The 22,899-nt window shown below is 37.6% G+C and carries 21 protein-coding genes and 1 pseudogene; 20 read left to right on the top strand and 2 right to left on the bottom strand.

Going from position 1 to position 22,899, the window contains the following annotated elements:
• Positions 1 to 300: 300 nt before the first annotated feature.
• The 10 genes from I4641_RS02715 to I4641_RS02670 all read left to right on the top strand — a co-directional run bounded on the left by I4641_RS02715 (position 301) and on the right by I4641_RS02670 (position 12,534).
• The gene (locus tag I4641_RS02715; RefSeq protein WP_229638894.1) at positions 301 to 1,149 is read left to right on the top strand and encodes a hypothetical protein; all 849 of its coding nucleotides are present in this window, start codon (positions 301 to 303) and stop codon (positions 1,147 to 1,149) included.
• 221 nt (positions 1,150 to 1,370) lie between these two features.
• Positions 1,371 to 2,393 carry an ABC transporter substrate-binding protein gene (locus tag I4641_RS02710; protein ID WP_229638892.1) on the top strand — a complete coding sequence of 341 codons (1,023 nt, stop codon included), beginning with the start codon at positions 1,371 to 1,373 and terminating at the stop codon, positions 2,391 to 2,393.
• Positions 2,394 to 2,434: 41 nt separating this feature from the next.
• On the top strand, positions 2,435 to 2,629 hold the full coding sequence (locus I4641_RS02705) for a hypothetical protein (protein ID WP_229638891.1): 195 nt from the start codon (positions 2,435 to 2,437) through the stop codon (positions 2,627 to 2,629).
• A gap of 109 nt (positions 2,630 to 2,738) precedes the next feature.
• Positions 2,739 to 4,271 carry a hypothetical protein gene (locus I4641_RS02700; RefSeq protein ID WP_229638890.1) on the top strand — a complete coding sequence of 511 codons (1,533 nt, stop codon included), beginning with the start codon at positions 2,739 to 2,741 and terminating at the stop codon, positions 4,269 to 4,271.
• A 94-nt stretch (positions 4,272 to 4,365) separates the two neighbouring features.
• Positions 4,366 to 7,296, top strand: coding sequence for a two-partner secretion domain-containing protein (locus I4641_RS02695; protein WP_229638889.1), 2,931 nt, complete (start codon positions 4,366 to 4,368; stop codon positions 7,294 to 7,296).
• A 582-nt stretch (positions 7,297 to 7,878) separates the two neighbouring features.
• Complete coding sequence (locus I4641_RS02690) at positions 7,879 to 8,556, top strand: response regulator transcription factor (protein WP_369426710.1); 678 nt, start codon at positions 7,879 to 7,881, stop codon at positions 8,554 to 8,556.
• Positions 8,525 to 9,871, top strand: coding sequence for a sensor histidine kinase (locus I4641_RS02685; protein ID WP_229638886.1), 1,347 nt, complete (start codon positions 8,525 to 8,527; stop codon positions 9,869 to 9,871). The genes I4641_RS02690 and I4641_RS02685 overlap by 32 nt, the downstream gene beginning before the upstream one ends.
• A 59-nt stretch (positions 9,872 to 9,930) precedes the next feature.
• A complete protein-coding gene (locus I4641_RS02680) occupies positions 9,931 to 10,632 on the top strand; it encodes a VIT1/CCC1 transporter family protein (RefSeq protein ID WP_229638885.1) in 702 nt (233 codons plus the stop codon).
• A 142-nt stretch (positions 10,633 to 10,774) separates the two neighbouring features.
• Complete coding sequence (locus I4641_RS02675) at positions 10,775 to 11,677, top strand: metallophosphoesterase (protein WP_229638884.1); 903 nt, start codon at positions 10,775 to 10,777, stop codon at positions 11,675 to 11,677.
• Positions 11,678 to 11,778: 101 nt separating this feature from the next.
• Positions 11,779 to 12,534 carry an MIP/aquaporin family protein gene (locus I4641_RS02670; protein ID WP_229638883.1) on the top strand — a complete coding sequence of 252 codons (756 nt, stop codon included), beginning with the start codon at positions 11,779 to 11,781 and terminating at the stop codon, positions 12,532 to 12,534.
• A 147-nt stretch (positions 12,535 to 12,681) separates the two neighbouring features.
• Here I4641_RS02670 and I4641_RS02665 read toward each other — a convergent pair.
• A pseudogene (locus tag I4641_RS02665) lies at positions 12,682 to 13,857 on the bottom strand (IS4 family transposase).
• Positions 13,858 to 14,111: 254 nt separating this feature from the next.
• Between I4641_RS02665 and I4641_RS02660 the strand changes: the two are divergent.
• The 10 genes from I4641_RS02660 (at position 14,112) to I4641_RS02615 (ending at position 20,576) form a co-directional block, all read left to right on the top strand.
• Positions 14,112 to 15,149, top strand: coding sequence for a bestrophin family protein (locus I4641_RS02660; protein WP_229638882.1), 1,038 nt, complete (start codon positions 14,112 to 14,114; stop codon positions 15,147 to 15,149).
• Between the two features lie 189 nt (positions 15,150 to 15,338).
• Entirely contained in the window at positions 15,339 to 15,944 is a 606-nt protein-coding gene (locus tag I4641_RS02655) for a carbonic anhydrase (RefSeq protein WP_229638880.1), read from the top strand.
• A gap of 237 nt (positions 15,945 to 16,181) precedes the next feature.
• Positions 16,182 to 16,913: a rubrerythrin family protein gene (locus I4641_RS02650; RefSeq protein ID WP_229638879.1), complete on the top strand. Its 732-nt coding sequence runs from the start codon at positions 16,182 to 16,184 to the stop codon at positions 16,911 to 16,913.
• Between the two features lie 151 nt (positions 16,914 to 17,064).
• Positions 17,065 to 17,505 carry a QcrA and Rieske domain-containing protein gene (locus I4641_RS02645; RefSeq protein ID WP_229638878.1) on the top strand — a complete coding sequence of 147 codons (441 nt, stop codon included), beginning with the start codon at positions 17,065 to 17,067 and terminating at the stop codon, positions 17,503 to 17,505.
• Between the two features lie 150 nt (positions 17,506 to 17,655).
• Entirely contained in the window at positions 17,656 to 18,351 is a 696-nt protein-coding gene (locus I4641_RS02640; protein WP_229638877.1) for a rubrerythrin family protein, read from the top strand.
• 44 nt (positions 18,352 to 18,395) lie between these two features.
• A complete protein-coding gene (locus tag I4641_RS02635; protein WP_229638876.1) occupies positions 18,396 to 18,578 on the top strand; it encodes a hypothetical protein in 183 nt (60 codons plus the stop codon).
• 48 nt (positions 18,579 to 18,626) lie between these two features.
• Positions 18,627 to 18,920, top strand: coding sequence for a PepSY domain-containing protein (locus I4641_RS02630; RefSeq protein ID WP_229638875.1), 294 nt, complete (start codon positions 18,627 to 18,629; stop codon positions 18,918 to 18,920).
• Positions 18,921 to 19,026: 106 nt separating this feature from the next.
• Positions 19,027 to 19,188 carry a hypothetical protein gene (locus I4641_RS02625; RefSeq protein ID WP_229638874.1) on the top strand — a complete coding sequence of 54 codons (162 nt, stop codon included), beginning with the start codon at positions 19,027 to 19,029 and terminating at the stop codon, positions 19,186 to 19,188.
• Between the two features lie 6 nt (positions 19,189 to 19,194).
• Entirely contained in the window at positions 19,195 to 19,950 is a 756-nt protein-coding gene (locus tag I4641_RS02620) for a hypothetical protein (protein ID WP_229638873.1), read from the top strand.
• Positions 19,951 to 19,997: 47 nt separating this feature from the next.
• The gene (locus tag I4641_RS02615) at positions 19,998 to 20,576 is read left to right on the top strand and encodes a DUF2808 domain-containing protein (protein ID WP_229638872.1); all 579 of its coding nucleotides are present in this window, start codon (positions 19,998 to 20,000) and stop codon (positions 20,574 to 20,576) included.
• 21 nt (positions 20,577 to 20,597) lie between these two features.
• Here the strand turns inward: I4641_RS02615 and I4641_RS02610 are convergent, their stop codons facing one another.
• Positions 20,598 to 22,889 carry a CHAT domain-containing protein gene (locus I4641_RS02610; protein ID WP_229638871.1) on the bottom strand — a complete coding sequence of 764 codons (2,292 nt, stop codon included), beginning with the start codon at positions 22,887 to 22,889 and terminating at the stop codon, positions 20,598 to 20,600.
• Positions 22,890 to 22,899: the final 10 nt, after the last annotated feature.

Raw genomic sequence — 22,899 nt, 5'->3', positions numbered from 1 at the left:
ATATCTACTAATGTATTCCTACTCAATAATGACCAATAATATTGACATTTGCCAGATTCTGAATGATTTAGAAATGCGATTGTCCTCTTATTATCGAGATGGACTACCTCTAATCCTATGCTCGAATTATTATTTGCAGCTTATGCGTTAACCGACACGACAAAGCTCTACGATTTTACAGTAGTTGTGGGAGTTGAGAAAGTGATAATAGGGATTTCTACTCTCTCAGTTTTCTCAGTCAGATATACCCTCAGCAACCTATAATTATTGATAAATCAATCTATTCAATGTCAATTTATTGTGGGTCGAAGGTCAAGATACAAAGCTTCTAAAACTACTAAAGATGAATTGCGTTTATCTGTCTTTGAGCCATTGAATGCTCAAGAAACCGAATTGCGTTTATCTCTAGAGCAAGATGTTAAAACTGCTTTTTATCGTTCGGGACTCGCTCTCATTGAACTGAATCAACTAAGGCTTTATCGCAGCACCCACCTTAGCTTCGAGGAATTTTGTCAAGATGTTTTCGGTTATAGCAGTGACTATGCTTATCTCAAAATGGCAGCAGCTAGAGTCTATCAAAACCTAATAGATAGTCTACCGACCAATGGTCGGCATTCAATACTGCCAACTCGTCAAAGACAGTTAAGACCGATTGTCAAGGCAAAGTTAGACGCGGATGCCCAAGTAGAGGTTTGGCAAATGGCGATCGCTTTAGCTGATGGTAAAATTCCAAGTGGCTCTGTTGTCACTGAAGCAGTTAATTTGTATTTAGATCAAGATAATACCCAATTAAATCCTTTTACCGAAGGCGAAATTTGCCGAATTATGGTTAAAAACAACAGCAAGCTAAAAGGTAAAGGAGGCAGTTGGTGCATCGTAGAGAAGGTCAACGATGGTAATTGTATCGTCAATACTTGGAACGACCAGTTAGAAGTACCACTAGGTAATCTAGAATCAACAGAATTTGATACGGAACAATATCAGAATATTGAAGATATAGGCGTGCGTATGACCGAACTTCATCAAACAGGAAAATTAGATAAAGCTGCTTTGTGGGTGCTTAATGGTTTAGCTAAATTAGACAAACCCTATTTAACTACTTTAGAAGAAAATCTCTTGCAACTGTTGGAAAATTTCTATTTAAAGTAATAAATTACATCATTCTTACTATAGACAAAATGATATAATTAAGATAACAAATTATTCAAATCTTTTCAAATTTACAAGATACATTTTTACTATCAAATAACAATTTTTATAATCTATAAATTACTGCTTTAGGATTGCGTTATATTTTATGGTAAAACGTGAAAATAAAATAATCCACACTTTAAAATCACGCAATAGCTATTGCGCTTTGGGCAATTAAAATGTTAAAAAAACTTTGGATACTAGCTTTCCTACTTATAGGAAGTTTTCTATTATTTAATTGGCAAAATAATTTTTATACCACAGAAACTACACCACCTCTAGCTAATTCAACTATTACGATTGGATATAGTAACTGGGCTGGATGGTGGCCCTGGGCGATCGCCGAACAAAAAGGACTATTTGCCAAGCATAATCTTCAAGTTGAGCTTAGATGGTACGACGATTATTCTCAATCGATGGAAGACTTAGCTGCGGGGTACATTGACGGTAATTGTCAAACTCTTAATGACACTATTTCCTTTGCTGCTGAGGCAGTAAAAGGGGAGGTAGTAGTTTTAGTTAACGATAATTCGGCGGGAAATGACAAAATTATTGCTGAGGCAGGGATTGATAAAGTTGAGGATTTGAAAAGCAAAATGGTGGCAGTAGAAGCGGGAGTTGTCGATGACTTTCTCTTAACTTTGGCATTAGACAGAGTAGGAATGTCACGCAAAGACGTTCAAATTTTAGATGTGGAAACTGGCGCAGCAGTGGAAGCTTTTATAGCAGGTCAAGCAAATGCAGTAGGCGCATTCCCACCTTTTTGGTATACCGCGCTGAAGAAAGAAGGAGCGCATGAAATAACCTCTTCGGCTGAATTTCCTGGAGCAATTCCCGACTTGTTGATAGTAAGTCGAGAATTAATAGATTGGCATCCTGAAAAAGTTCAAGCATTGGTCGATACATGGTTTGATACTCTTGATTTCATGACTAAAAATATTGAAGAGGCAGACCAAATTATGGCAAGTCGGGCGGGAGTTAGCCCCCAAGAGCTTCAGCTACTCAAGTCAGGTACGAAAATGTTCAGCTTGGAAGATAACTTAGTTACTTTTAATAAGAGTAATGACATTACAAATCTCTTTAATATGTCAAAAGAGATTACAGATTTTCTTCAGCAAAAACTCGACATAATTGATGAAAAACCAGATATATCACGCTTATTAGATTCTCAGTTTGTCGAGGCTTACTCGAAATCTAGTTGAACAAATGGCTAATTTTGCCAGATACATTTCTCTCAAGAGTAATGAACCAAATCAGGATTGAAGTAGTAATAGCAATTAAAAATCGTATTTTTATGATCTACCATTCAACTGGTCATTGCTATCAGTTCTCTATTATCGACGAGTTTGAATGTACATACGATTACCCTGAAGTTTTTTATACGGTAGAAGCAGCAGAAACTGAAGCAAGAAAGGCTGTAAATACTTTATCCGATTAGCCTAACGTAAACAATAAACTCTTTACAAGGAAAGGTAACAATATAGTATACTCTGCTACTTAACTTGAATGAACTTAAATGTCTGAATACCAGTCAGACACAAATTTGAATGCAGAACAGAAAATTTGGTTTTATAGAGAGTATATTAAGCATCTTTGCTCTTGGAATTACTATCTCTATATTTCTCAAGGCAATTATTGATATCGATCCAAACTATGATGTGAGCTGGTATCATTTGCCTTTTGCTGCCAGAATTTGGGGAATAATTCCTGCCGAATCTTTTACTTCAGAGAGCAAAATCGAATTTCGCTACGATGGTTTTCCTCTCCTGGCACACTTTTTCCAAGGATTATTATGGAAGATAACTGGCAGAATTCAGGCGACTAATTTAGTAGGTTATTTCAGTTTAATAGTTTACTTTTTCTTCCTAAAAATTTATTTTAAGATTCCGCTATATTTATCGGCAATCGCTATTTTTACTATTCCAGCAGTAATAACCCATGCTCCTACTAGCTTTGTAGATTTACCAGGAAATATAGGAGTTTCAGTAGTAATGATGATGGGATATCTGTTTTTTTGTCAATCTAGTTTGCCCCAACAAAAAGAACTACTCATTACTTTTTTGGCTGCTGCTGCTGCTGCCAATACAAAACCTCAGCTACAGCCTCTAATTTTCATTCTCTACTGGGTAATTGGAATTAGATTAGTTTGGTTATATTTTAGGCATACGAAAAAGATACAGCGTAAACTATGGCAAACTATACTTTTAGCAATACTTGCTTCAGGTTTAATTTTTTTTACGCCCATCAAAAATGTAGCCCTTTATGGCAATCCTTTTTACCCAATCAAAATTGAGATAGCAGGAGTTGTTCTAAACCACAAATTAGTCCCACAAACTTACAGCCAGGGTAATCGACCTCAAAAATGGCTACAGTCTATCTTTGAAATAAATACTCCCCAGTGGTCTGCCGATCAGTCAAACGATGGTGGCGATCGACAACTCTTGGGACGAGGAGGCGGGTTTTTTGGAGCTTATGTAGCTTTCAATTTGCTGATGCTTTTAGGGCTAAGTATTAGAGAACAATTGACTAAGCAAAAATCTTCCAATAACAGATCGAATGATGCCACGATTGCCCTAGTTACAATACTCTTAATATCCTTAGTGCCAGCTAATTTTCCTCAATCGCATGAGTTACGCTACTTTATGTTTTGGATGATTACTCTGGTATCTTTAAATCTTTTTCTTGTTGTGTCTCTACACAATAATGGTTGGGGGTGGTTCAAGTCAAAGCTGTTCATGCTGGTTTATCTGATATTTTTCATCGTAATGTGTATCAAAATTAGGAGTTTTTATTTAATAAAAGATAATCGTACCGTTGAAAGTTTTTTTAAAAACAATCTTAATTTAGAACTTCTACAGCACATCGTTCCTGACGAAAAAAACTGTATAATCAGTCGTCACACTGCCAATCCAGGTAAAAGTCCATTTGCTGCAATCCAGCACGCTTTTTACTACAGTTCTTATTTTCATCCAGAAATTGGGTATGACTACAGCCTGAAAACTGCTAAGAGTCTTAAAAGTTGTGAAAATCTTAACGTAATCCCTCAAGACGCTCGCGAACTTTTTCAAAACGTGAATTAAATTTTAAGAATATCGAATATATTCCAGAATACTTTATCTTGCTAGTAATATCTTTTTGGGAATCTTAAATTTTGAAATCGCTACAATTACCTAAATGAAGCAAAAGCAAGTTATTTTTCGCCTTACACCCTCATGGCAACAGTCAAACTTAAACAATATTCTTTCAACAGGCAAAATTCCTCTATTCCCACTAATTATTACAACTTTTGCTTGTTTCTTTTCTTCAAACGAAGTGATACTTGCTCAGGTTATTCCCGACAACAGCATCAATACTCAAGTCAATCAAAATCAAAACGTATCTGAAATAACAGGAGGAGAAACACAAGGAAATAATTTATTTCATAGTTTCCAAAATTTCTCCATACCTACAGGAAATGAAGTTTTTTTTGATAATGCTAGTAATATTTCCAATATTTTCAGTCGCGTAACTAGTGGGAATATCTCCAATATTGATGGATTAATTAGAGCAAATGACAGTGCTAACTTATTTCTAATTAATCCAGCGGGTATAGTTTTTACTGAAAATGCCAGGTTAGATATTGGTGGTTCTTTCCTTGCTACTACTGCTGATTCAATCAAATTCGGCGATGGCGAGTTTAGCGCGATCGCTCCTGAGCAATCAACCATTTTGCTCGACTTTCCCATCGGCTTAGGGTTTGGTAGCAGTCCTGGGGATATTATCGTTGAAGGTCTCCAAAATAACGTAGTAGTTGAAGTTCCTAGTTTTAAAGTTAATACTGATAATCTTCCGCCAGGAATTAAAGTTAACCCTAGTAAAAGCATTTCCTTAATTGGAGGCAATATCAATTTTAGTGGAGGAGGCTTACAAGCCCCTGGAGGTAATATTGAACTAATTGGCACAAATGGCAGTGAAAATATAGACTTTATATCGACTGATGATTGGTTTAATACTAGCTTGAGTAATACGTTCGAGTTGGGAAATATCAATTTTACCAAAGCTGCTTATATCGACGTTAGCGGTGAAATAGCTGGCAATATTAATATTAGTGGACGAGAAATTAGCCTTGATGAAGGTTCGGTAATTTTAGCAAATACTTCTCTATCATCTAATAATGCGATCAATATTAATGCATCTGAAGCTCTCACAATTCAAGGAACTTCAGGAGAATTTAATGATGATAAATCATTCGATGAAATAGAACAGATTACTGCTGGCAATATGCCCAGAGAAGATATAAATAATAATTATTCTGTTAGCTTAATTGGAGCAGACATATTCTCAGATTCGACTGGTACGGGAAATAACATTAACATCAATACAAAAAATTTACAGATATTTGATGGTGGAGAGATTCGTACTGTCAATTTTTCAGCAGATCGAAGTACTGCTGGAGATATCAATGTTAATGCGGAGAATATTGTAGTAGAGGGAACAAATAATATTGATAATTTACTAACTTCTGTAATTACTTCAAGTACGGGTAGCAGCAGCAGAGGAAACGGTGGGGATATTAATATCTCTACTCAATCTTTGCAGGTTTTAGACGGTGGAAGAATAAAAGTAGATTCTTTCAACGTCGGGAGTGCGGGAAACTTAAGTATAGAGTCAGAAAACATCCTTTTAAGTGGTTCAGTACGCCCTTTTATACCTATCTATACTGGCTTAATTGCCAGTTCGCCAATAGATGATGACAGTGGCAACATTGGTATCAAAACTAGTACCCTCAGCATTTTAGATGGAGCAAGAATTAGTACCGCCACTTTTGGACAGAGCAATGCGGGAGAAATAGATATTGAAGCTGAATTAATTAATGTATCGGGCTTTATTCCTAATGGTATATTTGTTCCCAGTTCGATTGTTGCTTCAGTTGAATTGAGGGGAAATCCTAACGATATCGATAGTATTACTGAAACAAATCCAGAAGCAGGTCTAATTAATATCAATACAGCAGAACTTAGAATCTTCGATGGTGGTAAAATCGAAGCCGTTAACAACGTAGGAAGCTCTGGAGATATCAATATTAATGCCGAAAATATTGAGTTAAACGGTACAAAACCTAAAGTTGGTAATTTTATTGGTGGAATATCAACTTCTACAGGAGGATCTTCCTTTGGCAATGGAGGTGATATTAATATTAATACAGGTTCTCTGAGAGTAATAAATGGCTCGATAATCAGAGCAATTAGTTTAGGTGACGGTGATGCTGGAAACATTACCATTGACGCAAACACCATCGAAATATCAGAAATCGATCGCTTTGCTGATATCCCAGTAGTGCCACAGAGAATTAGTAAGATAAATACAGGATCTTTGAGAGGAAATGGCGGGAACATTTCCATTAATTCTGATTTGATAACAGTTAATGATCGCGCTAGTATTGGAACTTCAACAAGAGGAGAAGGTGATGGTGGGAATCTTGAAGTAAGCTCGGATGCCATTATCTTGACAGAAAACAGTGCAATTGCAGCTAACGCTAATAATGGATCGGGTGGTAACGTTTCAATTGATTCTGACTCAATTCTGGGGATTGAGAATAGCGATATTACTGCTAATTCAGTAGGAGGAAATGGTGGGAATATAACTATTTCCTCAAACTATATTTTTGGCTTAGTTGCCCGAAATGAAACCACTGAGCAAAACGATATAACTGCTAGTTCTGAACTTGGTTTGAATGGAGATATCCAGCTAGTTCCGACTAATAACTCAACTAGTGAAGAGTTAATATCATCGCGTCAACTTGATTTTAGTTCTTCAGAGAATTTAGTTGCTCAAAGCTGTTTCAATTCCAATACTCAGAACACGGGAACGCTCTTAAATTACGGTAGCGGAGGAATCACGGAGAATCCAAATAATTATTTTGATGATGGGTCGAATTTAATGAAACCAACTTTTTCTAATCAAGCCCATAATGAGCAAAAGAGCGAATTTATACAAGATTGGCAACCAGGAGATCCTGTTGTTGAAGCAAATGAAGTCAAAACTAGCTCAGATGGTAATCAATATTTAGTGGCTCGAACCGAGTTGCAAGGTGTTCGAGATAAAATTTGCCAATATAAACTGTAAACATTGATTGCGAGCAAACAAATAAATGAATTTTGCTTATACAGATTCATTTGAACCATAAGTTGTCGTAAGTTGAAGCATAAGCTGTCATTTGTGAAACGGTTTAAGATTTGCTTTATATTTTAGACAGTAGCTAATTAGTTTTTTGTCAAGAGCGATTCCAAATTTATCAATGCTTACTTCTGTTGAAGATTTTGTCTACTTTAACTTTCCCCACTATCTTCCTGTAAATACAACTGCCAACACTAAAGTACTTGAATAAGAAGCTCGTGCGATCGCTCATTGTCCAACAGAGTGAATTATCTGCTGTCCAGTTGTTAAGTTCTCAAAAAGTGAATAAGGGGGAATTAATTCGATGATAAGTTTTTACTTACCTCTCATCAATTTTTTTAGCTACTCAGTCTCTTACTAAAATTTGACAAAGCAAAAATATTTCTTTTTCATTCTTAACCAGAATAATATTTTTATCTAACAAAAGGCTGTCTTTTAAGGAACTACCTTAATTTCTTTACGTTTCAAGATTAATCTTAGTTATAAATTCGATTTAGCCAATTATCGATGGGAATTACGATTGAAACTGCCATGAAAATTTTATTAGTCGAAGATGACGAGCAATTAGCAGCAGCATTAATAGAAGTTTTAATTGATAAACAATATTATGCTGTAGATGCTGTTACTGATGGAGAAACGGGTTGGGCATTTATGGAAGCTACTGTTTACGATTTAATTATTCTAGACATCATGTTACCCAAGTTAGATGGCATTAGTTTATGTCAGCGATTACGGCGAACAGGTAGTATGACTCCTGTATTGATGCTAACAGCTAGAGATATGAGTAGCGATCGCGTTATGGGCTTGGATGTAGGAGCAGATGATTATGTCGTCAAACCCTTCGATTTACCTGAGTTACTAGCTCGAATTCGCGCCTTACTAAGACGGGGTAACGTTAATTTATTACCAATACTTGAATGGGGAGATTTGTTTCTAGACTGTAGTAGTTGCCAAGTTATCTACCAACAACAACCGATACACCTAACTCCCAAAGAATATGGTCTACTGGATCTGCTATTGCGCCAACAGGGAAAGTTGGTAAGTCGCAGTACTATAATCGATCGCCTATGGACATTTGACGATCCTCCTTCAGAAGAAACGGTCAAAGTGCATCTTAAAACATTACGTAAAAAGTTAAAAGCGGTTGGTGCGCCTGCCGATTTAGTGGAGTCAGTTTATGGTTTTGGGTATCGTCTCAAACAAATCTAAAAATTTTAGTTCCCAAGCATTACGATGGCGGTTGCTACTATCCTATATGAGCGTAATGATGACGATTTTGGGGATTTCCGCTTTAGCAATTTACCAATATACCCGTCATAATCTTTACGAACAAATGGATCGGCGTTTAGAAGTTTTAGCCCAAGCTGCTTCTCATAATTTGGTAGCAATTAAAGCTCACTATAGTAAACGTCAGCAAAGAGGCTTAATCGGCAATCCAACCTCTGCCAAAACTAGATGTTATCTTGACGATGATGGAGATTTAGATATTCCCTGGCAACATTTACGTCAACCAGATCAGGGAGTGGAATGGTTTGATGCTCAAAAGCGTTTAGTAGGTAATGCAGGAACATTATTAAATGATTTACCTCCCCAACCAGGATGGCAGTTTGGACGACAAAAGAAAATCAGAACCGTAACTTTACCAGCTTACAGCGGTAGTGATGGTCAAAAACAGTTAGAAGGCTATATTCGTGCTAACCAGGTTACTGACGAGATCGAAGTGATTTTGACTCGTCTGCGTTGGGGTCTTGGTCTTGGTGGGATTGGTGTTATAGGCTTAACTGGCTTGGGGGGAATTTGGTTAACCAAACAGTCTCTTAAGCCAATCGAGCAAAGTTTTGAGCAACTTAAACAGTTTACTGCTGATGCTGCCCATGAGCTACGTAGTCCTTTAGCTGCAATTAAAACCTCGGTTCAGGTAATGGAATATTACCCAGAGAGACTTCATCCTCAAGATTTGAAAAAAGTTGGCGCGATCGCCTCAACTACCGACCATACAATTAAATTGGTAGAAGATTTGCTTTTACTCACTAGAATCGATTCAGACGTTCTTCAGGAAACAGTAACTTGGGTTGAACTTTCTTTATCCGAAATTCTAGAGGATTTACTCGAACTATTTCAATCATCTGCTCAAGCTAAGGAAATTACTTTAGAATCGTATCTGCTACCAAATGTGATGCTCAAGGGAGATGGCGCAGAATTAGCCCGTCTATTTAGAAATTTACTAGAAAATGCCCTGCAATATACTCCTTCAGGTGGGAAAGTCACGGTCAGTATGGAGCAAGAAGGGCAAAATGTTTATGTCAACATCAAAGACACTGGCGTAGGAATTGCACCAGAACATCTATCCTCAATCTTCGATCGCTTTTGGCGAGCAGATCGAGCCAGAACTAGAAGATCTGGAGGAATGGGCATGGGGTTAGCTATTGCGATGGCGATCGCCAAACGTTATCAGGGAGAAATTTCGGTAACTAGTCAAATTGATGTAGGTAGTTGTTTTAGAGTCAAATTACCGCTTGATTAAAGGAAAAAGTACAAGCTCTCAAATTTACTAGACTAAGTGTATCCATGAGGAAAGAAAATATGCCCAGGACAGGTAAACATTCGGAACGTCACTACACAGACAGAATTGGTTGGTTGCGAGCGGCAGTGCTTGGCGCAAATGATGGCATTGTTTCAACCGCAAGCTTAGTAGTAGGCGTAGCTGCTGCCAATACTGTAAAGAGCGGTGTACTTGTCGCTGGGGTATCAGGACTAGTAGCTGGAGCTATGTCTATGGCAGCAGGAGAATATGTGTCGGTCAGTTCTCAAGCCGATACAGAACTAGCCGATTTGACTCGCGAACGGTACGAACTAGAGGAGAATAAAGATGCCGAACAAGATGAACTGGCTAATATATATGTGGGCAGAGGGTTAACGCCGTCTCTAGCTCGGCAAGTAGCTAATCAGTTAATGGCTCACAATGCCCTTTCGGCTCATGCCCGTGATGAACTGGGGTTATCAGAAATACACCAGGCACGCCCGATTCAGGCTGCCCTGGCATCTTCTGCCACGTTTGCAGTGGGAGCAAGTTTACCCTTAATTCTAGTTGTGCTGAGTCCGAAAAATCTCATGATTCCTAGTGTAGTAGTTGGTTCACTCATGTTTCTGGCACTTTTAGGTGGATTAGCTGCCCGTACAGGTGGTGCAAATATTGCTGTGGGAGTAGCGAGGATGACACTCTTAGGGGCGTTGGCAATGGCTCTTACAATAGTTGTTGGGACGTTATTTGGCACAGTAGCGTGAACTATCGGCGCATCCTAAATATCGATTAATTGGCTGGAGAAAATTAGTTACTGATTGAAATTGCTTCTACCCCAATTTCTACCCCATTTAGTCTGTAACCTAGATTAATTCAACGTAATCTGGGAAAATATCAGCAAAATTAGTGAAACGGCGTAATTTTTTAGGACTTACAGCTTTAGGTAGTTTAGGATTGGCTTTAGGCAGTCATCGCTACCGAGCTTATAAATACCCATTAAAGTTTCAAGCTTGTTCTTCCTTCCCTACTACTACATCTTCACCCCAGTTCCGTTTTGTAGCAGTTGGCGATGTAGGAACGGGGGATAATCATCAATATTCAGTGGCTAAGACCATCAGTTGCTACTCCAATGTTAATCCCTTTCCTTTAGTCCTCTTAACAGGAGACAATATCTACGAATACGGCGAAATCACTAAAATCCATGACGCTTTTGAAATGCCCTATCAGGATTTACTCAAGCAACAGATTCAATTTTATGCAGCGATCGGCAATCATGATATTTTGACCAATAACGGTATCGATCAGATTAACTATCAAAACTTCAATATGCAAGGACGTTACTATACCTTCACAAAAAAAAACGTCCAGTTTTTTGCTCTCGATACCAATCCAGAAGCACCTTGGCTAGAACAATTAAGTTGGCTAGAAGCTAATTTATCAAAATCCATCCAGCCTTGGAAAATTGTGTTTGGTCATCATCCTGTTTATTCATCGGGAAAACATGGAACTCATCTCAATCTGGTCAAACGGCTTACCCCCTTGTTTTCTCGCTATGGCGTTCAGCTATATCTCAATGGTCACGACCATCATTACGAAAGAACAAACCCATTACAAGGAACGACCTATTTGACCTGTGGTGCAGGTGCAAAACTGCGTCCTGTAGGTAAATCCGACTGGACGGCTTTTTCAGTTTCCAAATTAAGCTTTGCTGTGATTGAAGTTTATCCAGAACGTTTAGAAATTCAAGGTATCGATCGTAAAGGTAATATCTTTGACCGTGCTGCTATATATCAGCAGTCACTAACTTAATGAGCAAAGTTTTTTTCTCCTCTACCCCAATTTCCACCTCATTTGCTCGGTAATCTAGCAACATAACTTTTCTAAATCAAGCTTCGGAGAAATTATCAATCATGAACACCAAAGCTTTAATTGCCGAATTTATCGGTACTTTCGCCCTAATTTTTGTTGGAGTAGGTTCAATCGCCACCAACTATATTATTAGAGACGGAATTACAGGAACGGCAGTAGACATCACTGCTATTGCCCTCGCCCACGGTTTTACTATTGCAGTTATGGTCAGTGCTACTGCTGCTGTCAGTGGCGGACATCTCAATCCAGCCGTTACCTTTGGAGCTTGGCTGACTAACAAAATCGACCTAAAAAATGCTTTCGGGTACGTTATTTTTCAATGTTTAGGAGCAATTTTCGCTGCCAGTTTAATTAAGTTAGCTTTTCCTTTAGAAGTACTTCAGGCAGTTGGCATGGGAACTCCAATCTTAGGCAAAGGGGAAACTCCAGTGATGGGTTTGGTTATGGAGTTTGTCCTCACCTTTTTCTTAGTCTTTGTCGTCTTTGGTACGGCAATTGATTTTCGCGCTCCTAAAATGGGAGGTTTGTTTATTGGTTTGACTGTAGCTCTCGATATTCTTGCGGGTGGTCCGTTAACTGGTGCTGCAATGAATCCCGCTCCTTATTTGGGACCAGCTTTAATGGGAGGTGGACTAAAAGATTTTTGGCTTTATTGGCTTGGTCCACTGGCTGGCGGTGCTACTGCTGCTTTAATTTATCACCATGTGCTTGAAGACAAGCGTGGAGCTATAATTCGTTCTGCTGAGATAGAGGAAACGCAATCCAATACTTCTTGTTTAAGGATTAAACAGAGTTAAAAATCGAAAAAGTAAGCTGTTTGGAGTGTGGAGACAGTTCTCGATGAATTGGCTTTTTAGAAGGAAATTTAGAACGGGGTTTTTTGACTACTCTGGGATTATGTCTGCCTTGTCTGGGAGGAATTTTTTCAGCTAGGATATCTTGAATTAACCGTGAGAAAAAAAGGGCAGTTGCTCTTGGTTGAGGTCTTGAAAATCACCCATTGCTCGGCGAATAATTTTGAGAGTGCCAGTAAACCCCAAGCGTAAAGGAGAAATACCAGCTTGTTGGGAGGCTTGAAACATTAAAGAACGAATTGCATAGTGACCTAAGAGCCAACCATAAATTTCTTGAACAACTTCACGGGGTTTAAGGGAACGAATCGGAGTCTTACGTCCGAGAAGATGAGTTTTCAGTTCATCGATGGTATTTTCTATTTCCCACCGTCGATGATACTGCTGTGCCAACAATAAGGCAGGAAACAAAGCCAAGTCGATTAAGCTAGTAATCAAACGGTAAGTTTTCAATTCTCCATCAGTCTCAATGGTGTATTCTATAACTCGAACTTGAATTTTAGTTAAACCTTTTTTCTTTGATTTGCGATCGGGATTAATCCAACTTAAATATGAACCATCGTCTAAGACTTTGTGAACAGGAAACTTAACGTTGGCAGGAACTCTTCCTAGATATTGACATCCTTGGGCTAGTGTAGTGTTGACCATTCGATAAGAATGAAATCCTCTATCCCACATTAACAGCATTGATTCGCTCACCGAACGCAGTAGTTTCAAAGCTCTGACTCTTTCTCCAATTCGATAGGGACACATCAAGGCATCTGTAATTAAATGTGTTCCTGCTTCAACTAACAATACTACACGCACTTTAGGGAAAGCTGCTCTTGTTCCTTTTCGACTCCCTGGATATCCAAAAACCTTGGCATTAGCTTCGCTGTCTGGAACATCTAATACCGTTCCATCCACTGCCATCACTCTTAATCCACCCAGAAATGCTCCTAAGGTTTCGGGAGTTGCCAATGGTCTTACTATTGAATCAAATAATCGACTCATTACTTGGCATCCTAGTTTTTGTCTAGCGATACTAATCGAAGAACTATTCGGCGCAATCCAGTATTGTCCTAATTTTGTCCACTGCCGATTTAGCCCATTAACTAGATTTTTCAAAACCGTTGCCATCGAATCTGATGACCATATGCGAAGCGGTATCCTTTAGGACAAACTCATCGCAATTACCAAACATACCACCAAGCTAGCTGGTAGCTTGCGTTGACGTTTTTCTACGCTGTTACTTTTTTCTAATTCTTGGGCGATTACCTCTGGCGAAATTACTGTTTTAATTGCTTGGAAGACTAATGATGCTTCCAACTTCGGGTTGATCAAGGAGAATTCTTTGAGCTGCACTTTTTTTTTGCTCTAAATAATTCTTACTTTAACTTGATTTTGGGCTTAAACAAGAAGTATTGAAACGCAATCCAGCATCAGGTAAAGCTAAATCTAAATCTAAAGCGATCGCTTTAGATCTCTGGGTATAAGGTTTTTTTCTTTACCCCAATTTCCACCTCATTTAATCATCTGTTTCTGTGTTATTATTCTTTGGTGAGAAAATGCCTTTATATCCGCGCTCTTCCAAAAGAGATCGTACAAAATCAGCTTTTAAAAGACGCAAATTTTCCAGGTCATGGAAAAGAAAATTCCAGAATTACACTGGTGAACATAAAAACGGTTTTCAAATAGCATGGTTACTCCAAGGAGCTATTACTAGTCAGGTTTTGCCTTGGGTAGCTTTTTACAGTGGATATAGTTTTTTAATTGTGTTGCTAGCACAGAGACTTGAACTCACTTCATCTTTTGATGTAGGGGGCGGAATAGCTCATATTGTTTTAAGCATCAATTTACTTCTGAGTTTCTTACTAATTTTTAGAACCAATGCAGCTCACGATCGCTATTGGGAGGGTCGTAAACTTTGGGGTTCTTTAGTCAATACAACACGCAACTTAGCTCGTGGTATATCAATAACAATTGACCGCGAATCTTCTCCAATAGACAGTCCTATTAAAGAAGAAAATATGAAGCTTATAGATGCATTTTGTGTCGCCATGAAAATTCATTTGCGCCAGGAAGAATTTGTCGAAGAAGAATTGATGATTTTAATGAGTAATTCCCGATATAGGCAACTTTATAAAAGCGGTCATCCTCCGCTAAAAATTGTATTTTGGCTGGGAGAATATTTGCAAGAACAGTATCTTCTTAACCGAATAAACCTTTATCAGTTAAATACCTTACACAAATTACTAGATGACTTAGTTGATATTTTAGGAGGCTGCGAACGTATTCTGAAAACACCTACACCCATAGTTTATTCACTATTTCTAAAGCAGCTTTTAGTAATCTATTGTTTAATTTTGCCAATTGAGCTAGCTGTCCATTTTAATTTTTGGACAATTTTAATTATGGCTTTATTTAGTTTAATTTTGTTTGGAATTGAAGAAATTGGCTCAGAGCTAGAAAATCCTTTTGGGCGAGATCCTAATGATTTACCTTTAGATTTTATCTGTAATACTATATCAGGAAATATTCAAGAATTGATTAAATCAAATCAAGCTAGACTGACTGACTAAACTCCAAATTGAGAGCTAAAGAAGCGAAAATATATACAAGTCGATATTCGGTCATAGTGAAATAATCTTTAATCTACCTCAATTTCTTCCCCAATAGTTTTGTAATCTCAGTTGTGTAGTTTTTAAAAAAAGGATTTGGCTAATAACTTGTATTTACAAAATTAAATTTGAGGAGATTGTAGTAAATAGATGATTCATTACACCATAGACGAATTACTAAAAAACAACCAATCCTGGGCTGCCCAAAAACTTGCTTTTGAACCTGAGTATTTCAACGAATTAAGTGCGGGACAAAAGCCACCTTATTTATATATTGGTTGTTCTGATAGTCGTATGCCCTTAACCAGATTTACCCAAACCGAACCTGGAGAAATTTTTGTTCACCGCAATATAGCCAATCAAGTATCCCTGACCGATATTAACTTTCTATCTATTTTAGATTATGCGATCGCTCATTTAGAAGTACAGCACATTATCGTCTGCGGACATTATGGTTGTGGAGGGATTGAAGCTGCTTTAGAAGGACGCACAACTGGATTGGTTGATAACTGGGTTAATCCCATTCGAGAGATATATCTGCAAAAACAAGTAGAAATAGACTCTCTATCTAGCAGAAAAGATAAAATCAACCGCTTGGCAGAATTAAATGTCATTGTCCAAGTTAAAAACCTCTACCAAACATCAATTTTGCGTAAGTGTTTGCGAGAAGATAATGCACCCCAAATTCATGGTTGGGTGATTAATCTTCAAACTGGTTTAATTAAAGATCTGCAAGTTCCATTATTCAAATTCTAAGATTTTGCCAACTAATAACTGAAGCCCTTTTCTCTTTTTCTCAAATTAAGAAAATTAGGAACTATCCCCAAGCTGCTTCAATTTATCAAGAGTTAAGTGAAGGAAAAATCTTTCTCTCCTCTACCCTAATTTCCACCTCATTTGCTCTGTAATCTATTCATATAGCTAGAAAGCAGAATCAATTTAACTGGCTAATAGCTTCTGATTGCCATAATTACATTCAAGGAAATTAATGCCATGACTCGTTATTCAAATTTTGGTTTAACTCTTAAAAAAGCTGGAAAATGGTCAATCGTTACCAGTTTAGCGGCCCTTACTCTAGTAGGCTGTAGTCAAGCTCAACCGCCAGAAGCAAGAGTAGAATCTTCAAAACCTGCTCAAGCCACTTTAGTTTCCGCCAAACAAAATTCTCAATCTTTAGAAAATCTCCAAAAAGCCTATAACGGAGAATCTAATGCTCACGTCATGTATTTAGCCTTTGCTGATAAAGCTGAATCAGAAGGTTATCAAGATGTGGCTAATCTCTTCAAAGCTGTCGCCCGTGCTGAGGAAATCCATCGAGATAATCATGCCGAAGTAATCAAGGCAATGGGAGCAACACCTGAAAACAAGATCACCACTCCCCAAGTAAATTCTACTGCCGATAACCTAGAGAAAGCGGTGGGAGGAAATTTGAGTAATGCAATTAAAGGAGAATCCTACGAACGCGACTCAATGTATCCTGAATTTATCGAGCAAGCCCAAGCTGAAAATAATTCCGCAGCCTTAAAGACTTTTGAACTGGCTCTAGCAGCAGAAACTCAACACGCCGATCTTTTTTCCAAGGTAAACCAAGATTTGGATAATAGAAGAGAAGCTAGCAATAGTTATTTCGTTTGTACGATATCTGGTGAAACATTTGATCGCCAACCAGAAGCTGAAGCTTGTCCACAAAATCCTAATGGAGAAAGTTTAGAACAAGTAATTTAAAAGGTATTTAGATTACTTGTTTAAACTATAAAAACGTGATTTTCTTGGGGAACGGATCTGGTTCGGCATAACGATAACGATATTGTTCCCCAATTAATCGAATCAATTACTGTCCGAAAATTTTATTCATCTTAGCAACAGGTTTTATTAAATGAAACGTCGAGAATTTACTAGTTTTGTAGGTGTAGGAGTAGGAATGAGCATCTTACCAACAGCTTTGACTGCTTGTGATGCTCAAACTAAAAACAAGGCTACTGCTGAGATTGCTACTTCTGGAGGTAGTTTTGAAGAAGTTGGCAGCGTGAGCGAATTGGAGCAAACAGGACAAATTCTCAACGAAGAATTAGCTAATGGAGCAGCTTTAGTCATTAAAGACCCTATCAACGCTGATAAATTAATTGCCGTCAATCCTACCTGTCCCCATGCAGGGTGCGCCGTAACTTGGGAATCAGACCAACAAAAATTTCTTTGTCCTTGTCACGATTCGGAATTTAGTAGCAGTGGAGAAGTCCTAGAAGCTCCTGCTACAGAACCTTTAACTCGATATGAAGTCAAGGTAGAAGGAGATTCAATTTTGGTTAAAACCACCTAAATTAATTACAAACACCTAATATAGTTTTTCCCTCTACCCCCATTTCTACCTCATTCTTTTTATAAAATTCCCACCACAGCTAAATCGCATAACTAATCTAACCAGTTACAGGTTGTGGTTATCAAAACTAAATTTGGAGAAGTTACTAATATGACTGAGGATTCGGAGTTTGATTCTATTGTCCAAAAAGTAGAAATATGGACAGTCATCACCAGTTTGGTAATCCTGTTTTTGGTATATTTCAGTCGTTCTCGACCTCCCAAAGTTCAAGCAGAAGACTCTTTGAAGGGTAAAGCTTCTCCCACATTGGATAATCTACAAGAAGCCTACAACTCTGAAGCTAATTCCCATGTTATGTATTTGAACTTTGCTGAAAAAGCCAGAGAGGAGGGTTACAAAGACTTGGCTCTTCTCTTTAAAACTTTGGCTGGTGCTGAAAAAATTCATCTAGATAATCATGCACGAGTAATCAAAGCAATGGGAGCAGCACCTGAAAAAATAATGATTGTTCCTCAAGTAGCTTCTACTGTCGATCAGGAAGTTGAGACTACTGATAATTTATCTACATTAGTCCAACATGATTTGAACAATTCAGTTAATGGTGAATCTGACGAACGGCAAATGTATGCTCAATTTATTAAGCAAGCTAAATTAGACAACAACTCAGCAGCTTTAGAGACATTTGAAACGGCTTTAGTTGCAGAACATAAACACTCCCAAATTTTGGGTCAAGTTAAGGGCAACTTAGATGATTGGAAACTAGCCGATCATCAATTGTATGTATGTCAGCTCACGGGTGAAATATTTGATAGTCATCCAGGACTTGAAGCTTGCTCGCCAAAATAACTTATATGGTTCAACAAAATTTCAATTAACATTCAGAAATTATTATGAACGACTCTCACAAAACAACTTCTAAAGCGATTGCGCTATTCCTTTCTCTAGGTATGATGTCCTCTTTGGCAGGCTGCGAAATTGGTGGTGCAGGTGGAGAAGGCGGCGAAGATGGTGCAGAAACCGAACAAACCGTCCCTCAACAAGATGAAGGCGGTGAAGGTGGGGAAGGTAGTTAATCTAATCAATTATTAAAATTAATTTTTTCACTGTGAACTGATTTAATTATGAAAATTAAAGCTGCAAAAATACGTCAATGGCATCGCTGGCTTGCTCCAGTTATGCTACTTCCCATTTTGCTAACAACAATTACGGGAATCATCTATCAAATTGGAGAAATAGGCGGTTTTGTCAAACAGGTTAGTTGGGCTATTCACTGGCATAAAGGTGACTTTGGCTACATTGATTTTCAAAGAAGTTTTCCTTTTCTTAATGGAATTGGATTACTGTTTTTGACTGTAACGGGTATTTCTATGTGGTGGAAGTCACGCAGGGTTTATAGAGGTAACTCTAAAATTTGATGCGATCGCTTTATTGATGGAAATTTAACAAGTAATCGAAATACTTCAAATCAATCCCCAATTGTGGCAAGTTGCTTTTTAAAATAGTGAATCTATTGTTTTTAGGGTGATTCCCGCTTTACCAGACAAGCGCGATTGCGGAGCTAGCCGCAGGCATCGCTTTAACCGTGTGATGATGCTGAATAGTAAATACGATTGGGTCAAACTTAATTGGACAGCAGACGATCCTGCGATCAAACGGGTTTATTCAGGTTTAATTCGTCTATAAAAAACTATGGATATCGGCAAATTTGTTTTTGAAGCCAAAAAAATACCTAATTTAAGCCGTCCTGGTGCAATAGCCAAAGAAATTATGTATTGGACTGAATTTCAGTCTTGGCTAACCGATAAAATTTGTCTGCTTGTTCTTAAGTCTCGACGAAAAGTACCTCCTGGACAAGAGAAGATATTTGTCGAGCAACTTGTATATTCTTATCTCATTCGAGACTGGCAAAATCAACTAGCAGCATCCCATTTTAAGCAAATAGAGCAATCCTTGGGAGAAGGAAAACAGCGACAAGCAGTTTTACTTAGATTACAGGAAATATTACAGCAAAAAGTTTTATCGAGTATAAATTCTCCAGAAGATTTGCTCTTAAGAAGCTCTGGACTAATAGTAAAAAAAATTGGCAAGCTAAAATTTGCCAATCCTATATATAAAGCAGTATTTACTCAACGATGGCTGCTGAAACAACTAGCCGAGATCGAAGAAAACTCTAGCTCGGTTAATACTTCAGAATCTTATGCAAAAGCTTCTTTTATTCTCAATTCCAAGCTAAATTCAACTAGAAAATCTGCTAATGCTAAATCAATCAAAAAAATAGCGATCGCTTCAATGGTCGTTATTAGTTTGGGTATCGTTGTGAAAACTTTACCTCAAATTTCTGGATTAATAGTTGCCTATCGTTGTAATCATAAACCACTAAAACCACTAAATTTAGGTGATTTAAGTAGTTCGGAAATTTCAAAATACTGTCGAAACCGATATTAATCGGTATTCCAATTCAATTTCAAACTAATAAATAGAGAAAGAACACAATGAACAAAATTACATCGACTTTCCAACAACTAGGAATTCTTATAGCAGTGGGCGCAGGTCTATGGGGGACAAGTATTCCAGCGACTCAAGCGGTTCAACTAGCTGATGGTACAGTGGCATTTGCTAATCCTCCTAAATTACTCGATGCCATAACTACGTTTAGAGCGACTAGAGCAAGAGGTGCTAAATATTATTTCACCTTCTTTTTGCCTGAAGCAGCAAAAGAATCAGTACAAAAGATAACTATAAATCTGCGTCAAGGAGGAGATAATATTAATTATAAACTCGATAAAACGATTGCAGCAGTAGGAACAGCGAGAAACAGAACTGAAGAGATAGCGATCTCCAATGCTACTTTTGATGAAGAAACCGAAACCGTGACGATAACTTTTGCCAAACCTATATCTGCTGGCACTACCTTTACGGTTGGTCTTAAACCGAAACGCAATCCTGATTTTGGTGGTACATATTTGTTTGGCGTTACTGCTTATCCCGATGGAGAAAAATCTCAAGGGATATATTTGGGAGCAGCACGTTTGCAGTTCGACGAGTCTAGCGATAATGACTTTAGCCTTTAATGACTCGTATTAGAAAATTGATTATCGGTAGTCCCCGATTAAATTAAGTGCAGCCCAATTTTGAGGATGGGCATATTGAGATATCATTTTCTGCTGAACTTTTTGTAGAGCAATAGCCTTATTATTATCAGAATTAGCTAGGTAAGTATAAAAGTCTCCCATGATTTCACTTTGCAAATCATCTTGTACCAGCCAAAGACTTCCTAGAATAGATTTAACACCATTTCTAGCTGCAACACCAGCTAGTCCTAGTAATGAACTATCGCTAGTTATTGCGGTTTCACAAGCACTCAGCACTAGTAAATCGATCGCTGTTTGGTTTTGCAAAATCTTTTCTAGATCTGTAATTGATATTTGACCATCATAGGCAAGCAGAAAAGAATCTTTTACATTTCCCGCAAAGTAGCCGTGAGTAGCCAAATGAACTACCGAATAGAATTTTTTATCCAGCCGATTGGTTAGGTTACTAACGGTAAAATCATCATCAAGATATTTTTGTCCTCCAATAAGTTGATGAACAAGATTAACTTCACGATCGACCATTTCTAAATCTGTCCATCCTGGCTGATTCGGGCGGGACAATCCAAATATTAGAGCTTGAGTATTAGATGAAGGGAGATTTTCTGTTGCAATATTTAAACCCAAAGAAGAAACACTTGCCCACTTTTGGGCTAAATAGCGATCGCCATCATATAATGCTGCCATTGGAAGATTACGTAGAATACCATCATGAATAAAAATTAGCACCTCAAATTCTGATAATTCCAGCTTTTGCTCAAAAGGACTAATTAGTAAATCGTATAATTCTCGACCTTGTATTTGAAATTTATTGGTATTTCCAGCAGTCAAATTTTTACGCCATGCTACAGCTAGCTTTTGAATTTCAGACTTAGGTATATCCAGCTTATTCAAGTGAAACGATCCGTCAGGTAATTTAAGGATTACATAGGATTTATCATCTAGCACTATCGAATAGAGTAACGTCTCATTTTTTTCTTTTTCTAAAATAGCTTGGGTAGAATCTAAGCTACGAACTTCAAAACAGTCATCACCAAAATAATTCTGAAGCTCTGAAAATCTTAATTTATCAGCCACGAATATAGCCTGCTTTATATCCTGCTTACTTACCCGTTCCTGCCCTAGTAAAAGATCGATTAACTCATGATAAAGAGGCTTAGTATCTAGCCTATACTTTGCTTTTTGGACAGAATCCCAGGACGTAATATTTTGATTTACCGTATCCAAAGCTGCGATCGCATTTTTATATGCAGTTAGGCTGTCACTACGCTGATTGAGCCTCAAATAAGCTTTTCCTGCTAGCCATTGCGCTCGATATAAGTTCTCAAACAAAAAATAGGATTGGGCAATTAACTGTGATTGTTGCGTGTACTGTAATGCAGCTTCAAACCGATCGTTATCATAGTAATATTGTCCTAATTCCTGCGCTACATGAGATTGAGCCACTGGATCTTGGATTAAACTAACTACCTCCTCTGCTTTTTTGAGCCAGTAAATATTATTATCAATATCTACTTTACTCCAGTTAATCAAGGAAAAAACTAAGGCTCTAGAAGGTAACTCAGACTCAAGTATTTTACGAGCATGAAATAATTGAGCTTTTGAAATAGATTGGGAGGTTAATTTGTGCCAATTAATCAGAGCATATACTTCTGACAACGAATTATTAACTACTCTAATTTTTACAGCTTCGTTTGCTCTTTCTAAAGCTAATTTTTTCAAAATATCTACTTTTTTCTCAAGCTTGTATCTCGAAGCTGCATTGGTAAATAATCTTTTTTCCCTATTGTATTCCAGTAACCTATCGTTATACTGTGATATATCAGATTCTAAGTATTCTTTTTCCTTTACTCCCTCCAGTTCTACCATAGTCTTATCGATAAATACTATCCAGGTCTTAACCAAATTATTTAAACAGGATAATGAATTATTAAGTCTTAGGCTTTTTTGATATGCAGAAACTGCTTGTTTATATTTACCTTTCCCCTGAAAAGAATTACCAATTTCTTCCAAAACTAAAGCGTTTAACTTTGGTTTTTTTATATTTAGATCAATGATGTAGTTTAGCTTACCAATTGCAAGATCAAAATTACCAACTTTGTTATATACTTCAGCTATTGCAAATAAAACTTCTGCTTCTTTATTTGAATTATTTTCATTTCTATATATCTCTGCTTGTTCTTGCCATATTTGAATTACTTGGCTAAATTTTCCTGCTTTTTCTAATTTATTTACACGTTCGTGAATATCAGCTTTTTCGCGCTCTATCGCATTAACGGAGATAGATGAAAACAAGCTGAATATA

The sequence above is a fragment of the Waterburya agarophytonicola KI4 genome (assembly GCF_020640915.1).
GTDB lineage: Bacteria > Cyanobacteriota > Cyanobacteriia > Cyanobacteriales > Xenococcaceae > Waterburya > Waterburya agarophytonicola.
This window is presented reverse-complemented; position numbering and strand designations above follow the sequence as displayed.

What these genes read in the sequence shown, in the direction of transcription:
- I4641_RS02710 (WP_229638892.1), top strand. Translation starts at nt 1,371, where the DNA reads ATGTTAAAAAAACTTTGGATACTAGCTTTCCTACTTATAGGAAGTTTT.
- I4641_RS02705 (WP_229638891.1), top strand. Translation starts at nt 2,435, where the DNA reads ATGAACCAAATCAGGATTGAAGTAGTAATAGCAATTAAAAATCGTATT.
- I4641_RS02700 (WP_229638890.1), top strand. Translation starts at nt 2,739, where the DNA reads ATGCAGAACAGAAAATTTGGTTTTATAGAGAGTATATTAAGCATCTTT.
- I4641_RS02695 (WP_229638889.1), top strand. Translation starts at nt 4,366, where the DNA reads ATGAAGCAAAAGCAAGTTATTTTTCGCCTTACACCCTCATGGCAACAG.
- I4641_RS02690 (WP_369426710.1), top strand. Translation starts at nt 7,879, where the DNA reads ATGAAAATTTTATTAGTCGAAGATGACGAGCAATTAGCAGCAGCATTA.
- I4641_RS02685 (WP_229638886.1), top strand. Translation starts at nt 8,525, where the DNA reads ATGGTTTTGGGTATCGTCTCAAACAAATCTAAAAATTTTAGTTCCCAA.
- I4641_RS02680 (WP_229638885.1), top strand. Translation starts at nt 9,931, where the DNA reads ATGCCCAGGACAGGTAAACATTCGGAACGTCACTACACAGACAGAATT.
- I4641_RS02670 (WP_229638883.1), top strand. Translation starts at nt 11,779, where the DNA reads ATGAACACCAAAGCTTTAATTGCCGAATTTATCGGTACTTTCGCCCTA.
- I4641_RS02655 (WP_229638880.1), top strand. Translation starts at nt 15,339, where the DNA reads ATGATTCATTACACCATAGACGAATTACTAAAAAACAACCAATCCTGG.
- I4641_RS02650 (WP_229638879.1), top strand. Translation starts at nt 16,182, where the DNA reads ATGACTCGTTATTCAAATTTTGGTTTAACTCTTAAAAAAGCTGGAAAA.
- I4641_RS02645 (WP_229638878.1), top strand. Translation starts at nt 17,065, where the DNA reads ATGAAACGTCGAGAATTTACTAGTTTTGTAGGTGTAGGAGTAGGAATG.
- I4641_RS02640 (WP_229638877.1), top strand. Translation starts at nt 17,656, where the DNA reads ATGACTGAGGATTCGGAGTTTGATTCTATTGTCCAAAAAGTAGAAATA.
- I4641_RS02635 (WP_229638876.1), top strand. Translation starts at nt 18,396, where the DNA reads ATGAACGACTCTCACAAAACAACTTCTAAAGCGATTGCGCTATTCCTT.
- I4641_RS02630 (WP_229638875.1), top strand. Translation starts at nt 18,627, where the DNA reads ATGAAAATTAAAGCTGCAAAAATACGTCAATGGCATCGCTGGCTTGCT.
- I4641_RS02620 (WP_229638873.1), top strand. Translation starts at nt 19,195, where the DNA reads ATGGATATCGGCAAATTTGTTTTTGAAGCCAAAAAAATACCTAATTTA.
- I4641_RS02615 (WP_229638872.1), top strand. Translation starts at nt 19,998, where the DNA reads ATGAACAAAATTACATCGACTTTCCAACAACTAGGAATTCTTATAGCA.